Here is a 14390-nt window from a genome sequence, read left to right as displayed (position 1 = left end):
GCTCCTCATTCCGCCGGCTGAAGAGCGACGGGCATCTGGACTTCCTGTTCGCCGACGCGGACGGTCATCCAGAGATTGTAGGCCATGATCAGCGCGCCGATCAGGAACAGGGCGCCGCCGGCAGCACGAATGACGTAGAAGGGATGCATCGCCTCGACGGTCTCGATGAAGGAATATTCGAGGAAGCCGAGCGAGGTGTAGGCGCGCCACATCAGGCCCTGGAGGATGCCGGACACCCACATCGCCGAGATGTAGAGCACGATGCCGAGGGTCGCGATCCAGAAGTGCCAGTTGACGAGCTTCAGGCTGTAGAGACCCTTGCGATTCCAGGCCCACGGCACCAGGCAGTACAGCGCGCCGAAGGAGACGAAGCCGACCCAGCCGAGTGCGCCGGAATGCACGTGACCGATGGTCCAGTCGGTGTAGTGGCTGAGCGAGTTGACTACCTTGATCGACATCATCGGCCCCTCGAAGGTCGACATGCCGTAGAAGGCGACGGAGACCACGAGCATACGCAGCACGGGATCGGTGCGCAGCTTGTCCCAGGCACCCGACAGCGTCATCAGGCCGTTGATCATGCCGCCCCAGGAGGGCATCCACAGCATGATCGAGAAGGTCATGCCGAGCGTCTGCGTCCAGTCGGGCAGCGCGGTGTAGTGCAGATGGTGCGGGCCGGCCCAGATGTAGAGGAAGATCAGCGCCCAGAAATGGATGATCGAGAGCCGGTAGGAATAGATCGGCCGCTCCGCGCGCTTCGGGATGAAATAATACATGATGGCGAGGAAGCCGGCGGTGAGGAAGAAGCCGACCGCGTTATGACCGTACCACCACTGGAACATCGCATCCTGGATGCCGCCCCAGGCGATGTAGGATTTCGAGCCCAGGAACGAGACCGGCAGCGCGGGGTTGTTGCCGAGATGTAGAACCGCGATCGTCACGATGAAGGCGAGATAGAACCAGTTCGCGACGAAGATGTGCGGCTCCTTGCGCTTGATGATCGTGACAAGGAAGACCAGCAGATAGGTCACCCAGACGATCGTCAGCCAGAGATCGGCATACCATTCCGGCTCGGCATATTCCTTGGACTGCGTCACGCCGAGCAGATAGCCCGTGCCCGCGATCAGGATGAAGAAATTGTAGCCGACGACAACGAACCAGGGCGCGAGATAACCGGCGAGCCGAACATGGCAGCTCTTCTGCACCACATAGAAGGAGGTGGCGAGCAGCACGTTGCCGCCGAAGGCAAAGATCACCGCGGAGGTGTGCAGCGGCCGCAGGCGGCCGAACTGGATCCAGGGCAAGTCGAAGTTCAGCACGGGCCAGGCGAGCTGCGAGGCGATGATCAGGCCGACCAGGAAGCCTGCAATGCCCCAGAACATCGCCATGAAGGAGGAGAACTTGATCGGCCCCATGTTGTAGTTGGGCCGGCCGTTGATCTCTTGGGCGGGCAAAGCCGCCGGGCGGTCGTAGTAATTGTTGATGATGAAGAACACCGCGGCGATGCTGGCCAACGCGCCGAGCGAGGCGTGGAAGGCGAAAGGAGCATCGAGCGCCTTGGCCGCAGCGATCACGCAGAGGAAGGCGGTGACTGCGAACAGGGCAGCCAGTCCGCTTTCACCTGACGTCATAGATTTGGAGATGGAGAGCTGGGGCATCGCGGATTCTCTCTGAAAGAACACGCTGCCAAAAACCACATTCACCCTCGCGGGGAATTGATTGAAATCAAGATATGCGTTTTTAGAGCTCGGAGCTGAGTATCTGGGGACAATCTTCAGTATTGCTCCCGTATTTCTGCGGAGCAGCCAGTTGAAGGTGCCCGCTGTTCCCGCATCGTCATTGCGAGGAGCTCTTGCGACGAAGCAATCCAGGATCTCGCTGAGGCGGCAATTTGGATTGCTTCGCTGCGCTCGCAATGACGGAGGCTGCGAGCGAGCCTCAGTCGGTCGCGGTCGCCTTCAGCGCCGCGATGACGTCCTCGCGCGCGATGATTCCGACCAGCTTCTGGGCGCCGTCGAGCACGATGATGCTGCGGATGCGGTGCTCGACCATGATCTGGAGAACACGCGTCAACCGCGTGTCGGGACTGACATAGATGAACTCCGGAGTCATGACGTCGCCGACCTTCCGGCTCATCAGGTCATGGTAGCGCGGCAACATCTGGCTCGGCGTGAAGGCAAAGCACTTCAGGATGTCGAACTTGGTGACGATGCCGACGACCTGTGCGTCGTCCTCCACGGGATAGGAATTGAAATCGTCCTGCTCGAACATCTCGCTGAGCGCGAGCAAATTGTGGTCACGCTGCACCGTCCTGACGTTGCGCGTCATGTAGCCGCCGGCGGTCTGCTCAAGAAATTTGTACACGGCACGTCCTCATCGATTTGTCTGTACGGCCTCGCCTTCAATGCGACAGCAGCACACAGCGCGCGGATTGCGTGACCAGATATTGCGTGACGCCGCCGAGAATCAGCTCGCGGAAGCGGGAATGGCCATAGGCACCGGCGACGATCAGACCGGCTCCGACGTCGCCCGCGATCCTCTCCACTTGCGCGGCGGCAGTTTCGTTCCCCGCCTCCACGACGCGCGCGGTCGCCGTGACGCCGTGGCGGGCGAGCCAGGCCGCGACGTCGCTGACCCGCGCCGCGACGACCGAACGGTCGTCGTCCGCCTCCGGAACCTCGGCGATGGTGACCTCCTTCGCCTTGCGCAGCATGGGCAGCGCGTCAGCCACCGCTCGCCGCGCCTCGGGGGTGTCCTTCCAGGCCACGAGCACGCTACGCAGATCGAGCCAGTTGACCCCGTCGGGCACCACCAGCAGCGGCCGGCCGGTCTGCATCACCAGATCCTTGGGGCTTGCGAGCGCAAAGGAATCGGAGAAAGCCGGGCTCTGTCCGCCGCTGACGACGATGTCGGCACAGCGCGCCTGCGCCAGCACGAAACGTGCGGGAAAGTCCATGGCGCTGCGCCATTCGATCCGGCCGCCGCGGGCCTTGGTTGCGGCGCGGAATTGCGTCTCCAGATCGGCAAGGCGCCGCTTGATGGAGGTTTCTTCCTGATCGATGAGCCGCTGAGCTGCGGTGCCATCCGTGAAATAGAGCGGCGGGGCGAACTGCGCCGCGGCGACCCCGACGATCGCGGACTCGAAACGTTCGGCAAGCTCGCCGGCGACCTGAAGGCGCGCATCGTTGGGCTGGCCGAGCGCCAAGCTGACCATCACCGTCGCGTATGTCATCGGAAGCCTCCAGTGCAATGTGTTTGTTACAATGTACGCCCGCCTGAATTCCCGGAGATGAGATAGATCAAGCGCACCCCGGCGTGGCTCGCGCTCCCCACCGACCAGCGACGGAACTTGCCTCCGGGCCGGGCTTGGGCGACATTACGGCAGCGGTAACGGCGTCAGGCGCCACCGCATCAGGATCAGGAGCATCGCTTGTCGCCGACCCGGGTAACGCATCCCCCAGATGACCGTCGAGGCGAACATTTTCGCGTCCGGATCGAGGGATTCGGCGTCGGCACGTGGGATCTCGACCTCAAGACGATGGAATGGGAATGGTCCGAGACGTCCCGGGCCCTGCTTGGCGTCGCACCAGACCAGCCGGAGAGCTACGAGCTCTTCCTATCGTGTCTCGAGCCGAAGGATCGCGAGCGGGTCGAGAGCGCGATCCGTCGCGTCTCCGAGCACGGCGGCGGCTTCGATGTGTCGTTCAGAGTGTCCGGGGCGATCGGCGGGGAGAAATGGATCAGGGCCCGCGCCGGCCTGATCCGCGATGAAGCCGGCGCCGCCCGTCATCTCAGTGGCATCTTCCTCGATATCGACGAGGAGAAACACGTCGAGGAAGCGCTGCGCACGCGTGAGACCCACCTCCGCTCCATCCTTCACACCATTCCCGACGCCATGATCGTCATCGACGGTCGCGGCATCATGCAGCTGTTCTCAACGGCGGCCGAGCGCCTGTTCGGCTGGTCCGAGCAGGAGGCGATCGGCCAGAACGTCAGCATCCTGATGCCGGAGCCCGATCGTTCCCGCCATGACAGCTATATCGCCCGCTATCGCTCCACCCACGATCCGCACATCATCGGCATTGGCCGCATCGTGACCGGCAAGCGCCGCGACGGCACCACCTTTCCGATGCACCTGTCGATCGGCGAGATGCAGTCGGGCGGCGAGCCCTATTTCACCGGCTTCGTCCGCGACCTCACCGAGCATCAGCAGACCCAGGCGCAGCTCCAGGAATTGCAGTCCGAGCTCGTCCATGTTTCGCGACTGAGCGCAATGGGCGAGATGGCGTCCGCGCTGGCTCACGAGTTGAATCAGCCGCTTGCCGCGATCAGCAACTACATGAAAGGATCGCGGCGGCTGCTCGCCGGCAGCGCCGACCCGAATCTTTCGAAGATCGAAAGCGCGCTGGATCGCGCCTCGGAGCAGGCCGTACGTGCAGGCCAGATCATCAGGCGCCTTCGCGATTTCGTCGCACGCGGTGAGTCCGAAAAGCGGGTTGAAAGCCTCTCCAAGCTGATCGAGGAGGCCGGCGCGCTCGGGCTCGCTGGTGCGCGCGAACAGAACGTCCAGCTTCGGTTCAGCCTGGATCAGAATGCCGACCTCGTCCTCGCCGACCGGGTCCAGATCCAGCAGGTCCTGGTCAATCTGTTCCGCAACGCGCTGGAGGCGATGGCGCAATCGCCGCGGCGGGAGCTCGTCGTCACCAACACCCGCGTCGGTGACGACATGATCGAGATCGAGGTTTCCGACACCGGCGCCGGCTTCCAGGACGACGTCCTTCCGAATCTGTTTCAGACCTTCTTCACCACCAAGGAAACCGGGATGGGGGTGGGATTGTCGATCAGTCGTTCGATCATTGAGGCTCATGGCGGACGCATGTGGGCCGAGAGCAACACATCGGGCGGGGCGACGTTCCGCTTTACCCTGCCTGCAGCCGACGAGAGCTGAGCCATGACGACCAACGGAATTGTCTACGTTATCGACGACGACGAAGCGATGCGCGATTCGCTGAATTTCCTGCTCGATTCATCGGGTTACAGCGTAACCCTGTTCGATGACGCGCAACGCTTCCTCGATGCCCTCCCCGGCCTCGCGTTCGGTTGCGTCCTCTCCGACGTGCGCATGCCCGGCATCGATGGGATCGAGCTTCTGAAGCTGATGAAGGCGCAGCACTCTCCGTTCCCGATCCTGATCATGACCGGCCACGGCGACGTGCCGCTCGCGGTCGAGGCGATGAAGCTCGGCGCCATCGACTTCCTGGAAAAGCCTTTCGAGGACGACCGCCTCATCACGATGATCGAATCGGCGATCCGGCAGGCCGAACCGGCCGCCAAGAACGAAGCCATATCCCAGGACATTGCCGCCCGCGTCGCATCCCTCAGCCCGCGCGAGCGCCAGGTCATGGAAGGACTGGTCGCAGGCCTGTCCAACAAGCTGATCGCCCGCGAATACGACATCAGCCCGCGCACCATCGAGGTGTACCGGGCCAATGTCATGACCAAGATGCAGGCCAACAGCCTTTCGGAGCTGGTCCGGCTGGCCATGCGCGCCGGCTTGCTGAAGGATTGAGGCAGGTCAAGGCGGTTGCCTCGGCTTGTGCTAGCCAGTTCGAATGATCGAAATCGGCTCGCACCATGCAAGGCTCCCCATGGCGTCATCGGCAAGCCCTACCGTCTACGTGGTCGACGACGATGACGCGGTGCTCGGGTCCTTGCGTTTCCTTCTGGAGTCCGACGGCTTCGCCGTGCGGACGTTCAGGAACGCCACCGCGCTGCTCAACGCGACCGATCCGTCTGGCGCGGACTGCTACGTGATCGACTACAAGATGCCTGACATCAACGGCATCGAGCTCGCCGGCCGCTTGCACCAGTCCGACCGCGACACGCCGGTGATTCTGATCACCGGCTATCCCGACAAGAACATCTCAGCGCGGGCGAAGGCGGCGGGCGTGAAAGACGTGATTTTGAAGCCGCTTCTCGACGAGAATCTGGTCAAACGCATCCGTCGCGTCATCAAGAACAGCCGCGGAAACTAGGCGCTTCCGTAGAGCGAAATCTCGCTGGGTGGACCATAGATTCGCGTCGGCTCGCCGCCGTGAGAGCTGTCCCGTGGCCCGGATGTGGCGTAGCGCAATCCCGCACGACAGTCGTGAGCAGCCCCGGATTTGCTCCGCCACCAACTCCGCGACCTACGGGATTCTACGTAAGGCGCCCCCCTTAAGATATCTCGCGAAATTTTCGAAGCACCCGATACCGCGTAGACAAGCGTCATCACAACGGAGATGGCGCAGATGCTGACCCAGACGATCAACACCCCGGCGATCAACACCCAAATCGGTGGCAGGATTGCCCCTGCTCATCCCGTTTCGGACCAGTTCGGCGCGATCACCGGCCACGTCGGCCTGGTCGCCACCGAGTTCTCCTACCGCAAGGACGAGGAAATCTACGGCGAGGACGAGCCGGCCGAATATGTCTATCAGGTCGTCTCCGGCGCGGTCCGCACCTACAAGCTCCTCTCGGACGGCCGCCGCCAGATCGGCACCTTCCATCTTCCCGGCGATGTGTTCGGCCTCGAATCCGGCGCCAGCCACCGCCTCGCCGCCGAAGCCATCATCGACACCAATGTGCGCCTGGTGAAGCGCATCAGCCTCGAAAGGGCCGCTGGCACCGACGTGCAGGTCGCTCGCAAGCTCTGGGCCATGACGGCCGGCGAGCTGCGCCACGCCGAAGACCACATGCTGCTCCTCGGTCGCAAGACTGCGATGGAGCGGGTTGCGACCTTCCTGCTCGAAATGGACCGCCGCCTCGCCGTTGCCGGAATGATGGCACTGCCGATGTGCCGCCGCGACATCGGCGACTATCTCGGCCTCACGCTCGAGACCGTGTCGCGCGCGCTGTCGCAGCTGCACAGCCAGGGCATTCTCGGTTTCTCCGGCGCCCGTCAAATCGTCCTGCGCAACCGCCAGCGCCTGCACAATCTCGACGCCTGATCGTTTCGTCCTCCCCACCCACTTATGGCCGGCTGATCTCGTTCAGCCGGCCATTTCTTTTGCCGCAATGCCGGTGCGCCGGGTCTCCGGCATCACGAATAGGACCAGCAAGAGCCCTGCCGCTGCGATGCCCGCGAGCCCAAAGAAGGCGGTGGCATTGCCGAACTTGTCGCTGACATAGCCGCCAAGCGCCGTGCTCAGCGACGCGCCGATGCCGGTCGCTGTGCCGACAATGCCCTGGGCGAGATTGAAGTGCCCGCTGCCGAAGGCCACGTCGGCAACGATCAGCGGGATCATCACCGCGAACACCGCCGCGGTGATGCCGTCGAAGACCTGCACCGCGACCAGCAGATAGGGATCGCGCACGGTGGCAAACAGAAGACCACGAATCGCCAGCGCGCCGAACCCGATCAGCAGCAGCGGACGCCGTCCCCACGCTTGAGCCTTGCGGCCGACGGTCGGCGACAGCAGTGCCACGATCGCCTGGGGGACGACAATGCAGAAAGCCACCAGCACCGTCGCCCACTGGCTCGACCGCGCCGTCACTGCGCTCGCCATCAACGGCATCATCGAGGCATTCGCCAGCTGCAACAGCAGCACGCTCAGCGCAAAGACGATCAGCGGCCGTTGCCGGATCAGGTGCCAGATGTTGGTGTCGCCTGGAACGGGCGCTTCGCGCGGCATCTCGCCGTGACAGCGCGCGATATCCACTTCCTCCTCGCGGATGCGCGACAGCGCGATCAGCGTCGGGATCGCGAGCAGGAAGGTGACAAGGAACACCGAACGGCTCGAGAGAAGATAGCCGGCCGTGCCCATCACAGCAGCGGCGACGCCGTTGCCGAGCGAGGCAAAGCGCGCATTTCGGCCGAGCCGCTCGCCGATCTTGAGCGGGCCGACCAGGCCAAGGCTGATCGCCGCGATCGCCGGCCCCAACACACAGCTCGCCGCCGCATGCAGCGTTGCCGCCGTCACCACCACAGGGAAGATCGGCATCGCCGCATAGGCGAGCGCACAGCAGCCAATGGTCGCGATCGCGAGCGCCGCGACCAGTCGTTCCGATTTCGCGGCATCGATGATGGCGCCGCCCGGCATCTGGCCGATCAGCGCGACGATGCCGCCGATCGACAGCACGAAGCCGATCTCGACCTGCGTCCATTTCTGGGTCGTCAGATAGACCGCGATGAAGGGGCCGAAGCCGGTCTGCACGTCGGCGAGGAAGAAGATGAACCAGTCGAGACCGCGCAGGCTTCGTCGCGACGGCTCCGGAATGACCGCAAGCAGGGGCGCGGCGACGTTGTCCTGTTCAACGCGTCCCTGACGATCTGCATGATCAGGCTTCCTCGACAAGAGCACAGGCGGTCAGCCCTCCCCCCTCCTCACTGGATGGCTTGCAGCGGTTGAAGACTGCCGGACGCACCGAGAACGACCATCGGCGTGTCCTCCTTGTATTCTGGCGCGGCCGCGACCTGCGCCTTGGTCAATTCCAGCGTGATGCTTTCCTTCTTGTTGGCAATCTTGCCGAACCGCAGCGCGTTCCAATCCACCACGATCTTGCGGCTACCGACGCCGAGGAAGCCGCCGAAATCGATCACCGCGGCGCGGACATGCCCCTCGCGATCGACGATGACGTCGACGATTCGCCCCATGTCCTCATCCGCCGCACTGCGCACGTCACGCCCGAGCACGCCATGGGCGTCGCTGGCGCCGATGATGGTCACCGATGGCGGCGGCGCGGCATCCTTCGGGGTGACGGGCACGACCGAAGCCGGCGGCGCCGCCGTCGGCGGTGCGTTCGCCTCGGTCGGGGCTGCATTGGCGGAGGCGGGCTGCTCCTCCGCGGCACGCGATATGGCAATCGTCAATCCCGTGACGACCGCGAAGCACAGGGACAACCATCCAGCGTTACGCATGACACCCTCCTCGCCGGCGCCGCTAGCGCGCCAGCACGATCGAAACCTGGATCTGGCCGCGCGTGCGCAGCACCTCCAGCGCCACGTCGTGGCCGTGGCGGCTGACGCGCAAGTCCACGCTGGATTCGCCCAGGTGCAGGTCGCGCAGAATGACCTCGTTCAGAAATGCCGGCAGATGCGGATTGCGCAGCCGGATCTCGCGGCGCGCGACGTCGAACTCGATGCCGAGCGCCGCCTCCAGCAGCGTGAACGGCGTTGCGCTGGCCCAGGCCTGCGGCGCGCAGGCAACGGGATAGAGCGTCGGGCCGCGCCGCTTCTCGCGACGGAAGCCGCAGAACAATTCCGGCAACCGCCTCAGATCCATGTAGGTCGCGGCGTCGAACAAGCCCTTGAAGACGTGCGCGACCGAGTGCTTGAGCCCGTAATGGGCGAGCCCGAGCGCAATCAGTGCGTTGTCGTGCGGCCAGATCGACCCATCGTGATAGGACATCGGATTGTAGCGAACTTCGCCGCGGGCGACGGTGCGGATGCCCCAGCCCGAGAAGAAGTGCGGGCGCATCAGATCGGCGGCCACGAGCCGGGCGCGGTCTTCACGGATCATGCCGCTGAACAGCACCTGCCCGGCATTCGAGGTGCGGACCTCGCAGCGCCGCTTCTGACCATCGAGGGCGACCGCATAGGTGCCAAGCTGTTCGCACCAGAACGCCGCCTCAAAGCGTTCAGCGAGCGACTTGGCCTCCGCCTCGAGCTTCCGCGCGAGATCGGGTTTGCCGAGCTTGTGCGCGCATCGCGCGGCGAGCTGCTTTGCGACATAGACATAGCCCTGGACTTCGGCGAGCGCGATATTGCCTTCCGCGAGCTTGCCATCGGCATGGAAGATGGCGTCGTAGGAGTCCTTCCAGCCCTGGTTCGCGAGCCCCTTTTCGGTTGCGCGCTGGTACTCGACAAAGCCGTCCTGATCGGGATCACCAGGACCGTCGATCCAGGCAAGCCCCGCCTCGATCGCAGGCCAAAGCTCGGTCAACGTCTTCTCGTCGCCAGTGCGCTCGAAATAGCGCCCCGCGAGGAGCACGAACAGGGCGGTCGAATCCACGCTGCCGTAATATTGCGAGAACGGCACCTCGCGCAGCGCCGCCATCTCGCCGCCGCGCATCTCGTGCAAAATCTTCCCCGGTGCGGCATCGGCAAGCGGGTCGACCGTCTTGGCCTGGAAATGTGCAAGCCGGCGCAAGACGCCTTTCGCTACCCGCGGATCGACCCACAGCATCTGGAGTGCCGTGATCAGGCCATCGCGGCCGAACGTCGTCGAATACCAGGGAATGCCGGCATAGGGATAGCGCCCCTGCGGCGTCTCCGTCATCAGCATGTTGAGGTCGGCCATGGCCTGGCACAGCACCTCGTTGAAGATGTTGTTGGAGGTCTCGATGCTGGCCGCGCCGATCGTCGACTGCCGCATCTCGCGGCGATGCGCCAGCAGGCCCCGGAAGAAGCGTGCCGGCTTCTCCGCGAGAGGCCGGTTGCAGGACACGGCCACGAACAGCGACTTGGCTTCGTGCGGATCGAGCTCGAGCTGCCAGGTCGCGGCATTCACCGAGAGCCGGGTCGGGCGCGGGTCGAAATGCAGGCCGGTGGTGCGCTCGGCCTCGTCGAGACCGCGATATTCGAACAGCACGTCGGTCGGTCCGAGCAACTTGCTGGTGCCGGTGCCGCGCCGCGGGCGCCGCTCGCCGCGCACTTCGAACAGATCGGCAAAATCATTGTCGAACAGCAGCGTCACCTCGAAGCTGGCACGTTGCTCGCCGTGATTCTGCAGCCCGATGCGCTGATAGGCCGTACCGCGCCACAGAAAGATCGTGCGCACGATGTGCAGCAGGTCCTTTTGCAGGACGATGCGGCCCTGGCGATAGATATCGGGGTTGGTGAGGTCGACCGTCAGACCCGAATTGTCGTCGCGCAGGTTCGAGCCGAGCAGCAGCGGCTGGAGATCGTCGAGCACCAGCTCCAGTCGCGCCAGATAGCGCGTGTCGTGGTTGAACAGGCCGTCCGGGCCCCCGGCGGAGGCGCCGATATCGCCATGGCTGTCCAGCACGATGAAGGTGTCGTCGTGCTTGAGCGAGCGACGGGGCCGCGCGGCGGGCCCCGTCATCGGAATGTAGAACGGCTGCTCCGCGACGGTCTCGATGGTCTGTGGTGCCGACATGATCTTGGTTGCGGCTTCGGCTGCCATGAGCTGCTCCCCTGCTGCCAGTGTTTCGAACGCGACCAACGCAAACGCAACTGTTGGGTTTACGCGGCGAACTTCGCGAGCCGGCTCATTTCCTGCGTCACCAGCTCACGGTACGGGCCGTGCCCCTGCATCAGCCGGTCGGGCGCACCGTCCTCGATGATCTTCCCGTTCCTGAGCACGACCACGCGGTCGAAATTGCGTAGCGTCGCGAGGCGATGGGCAATCGCGATCACGGTGCGGCCGCGCATCAGGCGTGACAGCGCCTCGCGGATCGCCTCCTCGGATTCGCTATCGAGCGCCGCGGTGGCTTCGTCGAGCAGCAGGATCGGCGCGTCCTTCACGAAGGCGCGCGCGATCGCGATGCGCTGGCGCTGGCCGCCGGACATCTTGACTCCGCGGTCGCCGACCATGGTGTCGAGACCGTCAGGCAGGCTATCGATGAAATCGCAGCGTGCCGCGATCGCCGCGCGCAGCACCTCGTCGTCCGTCGCGTTCGGCCGGCCATAGCGGATATTCTCGCGGATCGAACGATGAAACAGCGAGATATCCTGCGGCACCACGGAGATCGCCTCGCGCAGGCTCTGCTGCGTGACCATGGAGATGTCCTGGCCATCGACCATCACACTGCCCTCGTCGACATCGTAGAAGCGTTGCAGCAGCGTGAAAAGGGTAGACTTGCCGCCGCCGGACTGCCCGACCAGGCCGACGCGCTGACCGGGCTGGAGCCGCAGGCTGAAGCGTTCAAAAATCTTCTCGCCGCCCGGATAGCCAAAGGTGACGTTGTTGAACGCGATCGCGGCGCCGCTCTTGACCAGCGGCTCGGCCTCGGGGTGATCGCGCAGCTCGTGCGGCACCAGCAGCGTGGCGATCGCCTCGGTCAGGCGCGCGACGTGCTGGGTGACATCGACCAGCGCAACCGCAAGATCGCGGGTCGCGCTCAGGATGGAGATACCGAGGGTACAGACCAGCACGACGTCGCCGGTGGTCGCCTCGCCCTGCTGCCAAAGCGTGACGGCCCAGGCCATCAGGGCGATCGTCAGGATCACGGTCACGGCCGCATGCAGCAGCCGCAGCTTCTCCAGATAACGCAGGCTGCGTCCGCGCGCGTTGACTTCCCGGCCCACCGTGGCGTCAAATCGCTCATGCTCGTGGCCAATGCCGCAGAAGGCGCGGACCAACGGCATGTTGCTGATGACGTCGATCATCTCTCCGTCGACGGCGGCCGCCTTGTCGGCGAAGTCGTCATGCAACGGTTTGCCCGCCGCGGCCAGGCGGAACATCGCCACCACCATGCCGCCTGCGATCACGATCAGGCCCGCCGCCATGTATGGACTTACGGTTCCAATCAACCCGATCGCCGCAATTGTGGCAATGCACGGCGGCAACACATTCCAGACGAACATGTTCTCGACGGTGAACACCGCGTTGGATGTGGCCGTGATGCGGCTCGTCAGCATGCCCGGCATGCGGTCCAGGAAGTAACTCGGCGCGTGTCCGGTCAGATGACGAAATATATCACGACGCAAATCGCCCGTGACACGGACGAAGGTGAAGCTCGCCGTCCAGCTCGCGATCCGCCACAGAAAATTGTCGGCGGCGATGAGCGACATGAGCAGGATGAATGCCAGCCATACGCTTCCGCCATGTGAGGTTCCCGCCGACAAGGCGTCGACGAGAGATTTGACGCCGTACTGCGTGCCTACGGAGCAGGCAACCGCTGCGACCACGGCGGTCAGGATCACCAGATGCGACGCCAGTCGTCGCCGTAGATAGCGCAAGACAAAGGCAAATGGCCTGCGCGCGTATCCAGAAAGATGATCCATGTGACACTCGACCCCGTCGTGATGATTTCAATTGTTCTGACTGATCGAGTGAACATCGACCAGTTCGCCTCGGTTCCCGGGCAACGTCATCACGACATGCGGATGCGGACGATCTGAGAAGATCAGATGGCAGCATCGAGACGCGCGCGCGATGTGTCGAATAAGTAACGTTTGTTGAGAGGAACTTCGCAACTGCGGGAACGTTCCCTTGTCGGCATGCCGGTGCCGATACACGGCGGGGGTTTCAACGTTCACATGATCGCATAGGAGATGGTGAGATGCGCATCGCGCAGGTAGCTCCGTTGACGGAGGCTGTTCCACCCAAGCTGTATGGCGGCACCGAGCGGGTGGTGCATTGGTTGACGGAAGAATTGGTCGCGCTCGGGCACGACGTCACCTTGTTCGCCAGCGGCGACTCCCAGACCTCGGCGAAGCTGGATGCGTTATGGCCCCGGGCGCTTCGCCTGGACGGTTCCGTGCGCGACCCCAACGCGCTGCACATGGTGCTGCTGGAGCGCGTGCGGCAGAAATGTGACGACGAGGAGTTCGACTTCCTCCACTTCCATCTCGACTATTATCCGTGGTCGCTGTTCTACCGGCAGCCGACGCCGTTCCTGACCACGCTGCATGGCCGGCTCGATCTGCCGGAGCATCAGCCTGTGTTCAACACTTTCTCCAAGATGCCCGTCATCTCGATCTCGAACGCGCAGCGGCGGCCGGTGCCGCAGGCCAATTGGGTGACGACGATCCATCACGGCCTGCCGGAAAACCTTCTGACGCCGAAGCCGGCCAAGCAAGAATATCTGGCGGTGCTCGGCCGCATCGCGCCCGAGAAGGGTGTCGACCGCGCCATCAAGATCGCGATGCATTGCGGCATCCCGCTGAAGATCGCGGCCAAGGTCGATCGCGCGGACCAGGACTATTATGACGAGCTGATCAAGCCCATGATCGTGGGTAATCCGCTGGTCGATTTCATCGGCGAGATCAGCGATCACGAGAAGTCGGACTTCCTGAGCGGCGCGCTTGGCCTGTTGCTGCCGATCGACTGGCCGGAGCCGTTCGGCCTCGTGATGATCGAAGCCATGGCCTGCGGTACGCCGGTGGTCGCCTTCAACCGCGGCTCGGTGCCTGAAATCATCGACGAGGGCCTCACCGGCTTCGTCGTCGAGGACGTCATCAGCGCCGCCGGCGTCGTGAGCCGCCTCGCGCAACTCGATCGCGCCGCGATCCGCAAGCAGTTCGAAACGCGCTTCACCGCGCGGCGGATGGCCCTCGACTATCTCGCCGCCTACCGCAGCCTGACCGAGGCCCAGGCACCGCGGATCAAGCTGGTGAGCAGCGCGGAGTAAGCAGCCTCACCAACGGTGTCGTCCCGGACGAGCGCGCCTAAAGCGCGCGCCGATCCGGGACCCATACGCCGCAGCGATCGTCTTGCGAAGATTCG

General features: G+C 64.0%; 12 protein-coding genes. 5 read left to right on the top strand and 7 right to left on the bottom strand.

Annotated features, from left to right (window positions below):
- Positions 1 to 5 precede the first annotated feature (5 nt).
- The 3 genes from ccoN to Q0687_RS18675 all read right to left on the bottom strand — a co-directional run bounded on the left by ccoN (position 6) and on the right by Q0687_RS18675 (position 3229).
- Complete coding sequence (gene ccoN, locus Q0687_RS18685; protein ID WP_298879542.1) at positions 6 to 1655, bottom strand: cytochrome-c oxidase, cbb3-type subunit I; 1650 nt, start codon at positions 1653 to 1655, stop codon at positions 6 to 8.
- Positions 1656 to 1935: 280 nt separating this feature from the next.
- The gene (locus tag Q0687_RS18680; RefSeq protein ID WP_298879540.1) at positions 1936 to 2361 is read right to left on the bottom strand and encodes a CBS domain-containing protein; all 426 of its coding nucleotides are present in this window, start codon (positions 2359 to 2361) and stop codon (positions 1936 to 1938) included.
- Between the two features lie 37 nt (positions 2362 to 2398).
- A complete protein-coding gene (locus Q0687_RS18675; protein ID WP_298879538.1) occupies positions 2399 to 3229 on the bottom strand; it encodes a universal stress protein in 831 nt (276 codons plus the stop codon).
- Positions 3230 to 3427: 198 nt separating this feature from the next.
- On the opposite strand from Q0687_RS18675, the gene fixL reads away from it, so the two are divergent.
- The 4 genes from fixL (at position 3428) to Q0687_RS18655 (ending at position 6986) form a co-directional block, all read left to right on the top strand.
- Entirely contained in the window at positions 3428 to 4945 is a 1518-nt protein-coding gene (gene fixL / locus Q0687_RS18670; protein ID WP_298879536.1) for a sensor protein FixL, read from the top strand.
- Between the two features lie 3 nt (positions 4946 to 4948).
- Positions 4949 to 5566: a response regulator FixJ gene (gene fixJ, locus Q0687_RS18665; protein ID WP_298879534.1), complete on the top strand. Its 618-nt coding sequence runs from the start codon at positions 4949 to 4951 to the stop codon at positions 5564 to 5566.
- A gap of 43 nt (positions 5567 to 5609) precedes the next feature.
- Positions 5610 to 6032, top strand: a complete 423-nt coding sequence (locus Q0687_RS18660) for a response regulator (RefSeq protein ID WP_298879531.1) — start codon at positions 5610 to 5612, stop codon at positions 6030 to 6032.
- A gap of 255 nt (positions 6033 to 6287) precedes the next feature.
- Positions 6288 to 6986 carry a helix-turn-helix domain-containing protein gene (locus tag Q0687_RS18655; RefSeq protein WP_298879528.1) on the top strand — a complete coding sequence of 233 codons (699 nt, stop codon included), beginning with the start codon at positions 6288 to 6290 and terminating at the stop codon, positions 6984 to 6986.
- A 42-nt stretch (positions 6987 to 7028) separates the two neighbouring features.
- On the opposite strand, the gene Q0687_RS18650 is transcribed toward Q0687_RS18655, so the two are convergent.
- The 4 genes from Q0687_RS18650 to Q0687_RS18635 are packed head-to-tail and all read right to left on the bottom strand — an operon-like array spanning position 7029 to position 12946.
- The gene (locus Q0687_RS18650) at positions 7029 to 8339 is read right to left on the bottom strand and encodes an MFS transporter (RefSeq protein ID WP_298879524.1); all 1311 of its coding nucleotides are present in this window, start codon (positions 8337 to 8339) and stop codon (positions 7029 to 7031) included.
- A 23-nt stretch (positions 8340 to 8362) separates the two neighbouring features.
- Complete coding sequence (locus Q0687_RS18645) at positions 8363 to 8896, bottom strand: PRC-barrel domain-containing protein (RefSeq protein ID WP_298879522.1); 534 nt, start codon at positions 8894 to 8896, stop codon at positions 8363 to 8365.
- 22 nt (positions 8897 to 8918) lie between these two features.
- Entirely contained in the window at positions 8919 to 11123 is a 2205-nt protein-coding gene (locus Q0687_RS18640; RefSeq protein WP_298879520.1) for an amylo-alpha-1,6-glucosidase, read from the bottom strand.
- A gap of 59 nt (positions 11124 to 11182) precedes the next feature.
- On the bottom strand, positions 11183 to 12946 hold the full coding sequence (locus Q0687_RS18635; protein ID WP_298879518.1) for an ABC transporter ATP-binding protein: 1764 nt from the start codon (positions 12944 to 12946) through the stop codon (positions 11183 to 11185).
- A 278-nt stretch (positions 12947 to 13224) separates the two neighbouring features.
- On the opposite strand from Q0687_RS18635, the gene Q0687_RS18630 reads away from it, so the two are divergent.
- The gene (locus Q0687_RS18630) at positions 13225 to 14295 is read left to right on the top strand and encodes a glycosyltransferase family 4 protein (protein WP_298879516.1); all 1071 of its coding nucleotides are present in this window, start codon (positions 13225 to 13227) and stop codon (positions 14293 to 14295) included.
- Positions 14296 to 14390 lie beyond the last annotated feature (95 nt).

The organism is uncultured Bradyrhizobium sp. (assembly GCF_936928535.1).
GTDB lineage: Bacteria > Pseudomonadota > Alphaproteobacteria > Rhizobiales > Xanthobacteraceae > Bradyrhizobium.
The sequence above is the reverse complement of the archived record's forward strand: the minus strand, read 5'-3'. Positions and strand labels throughout refer to the sequence as shown.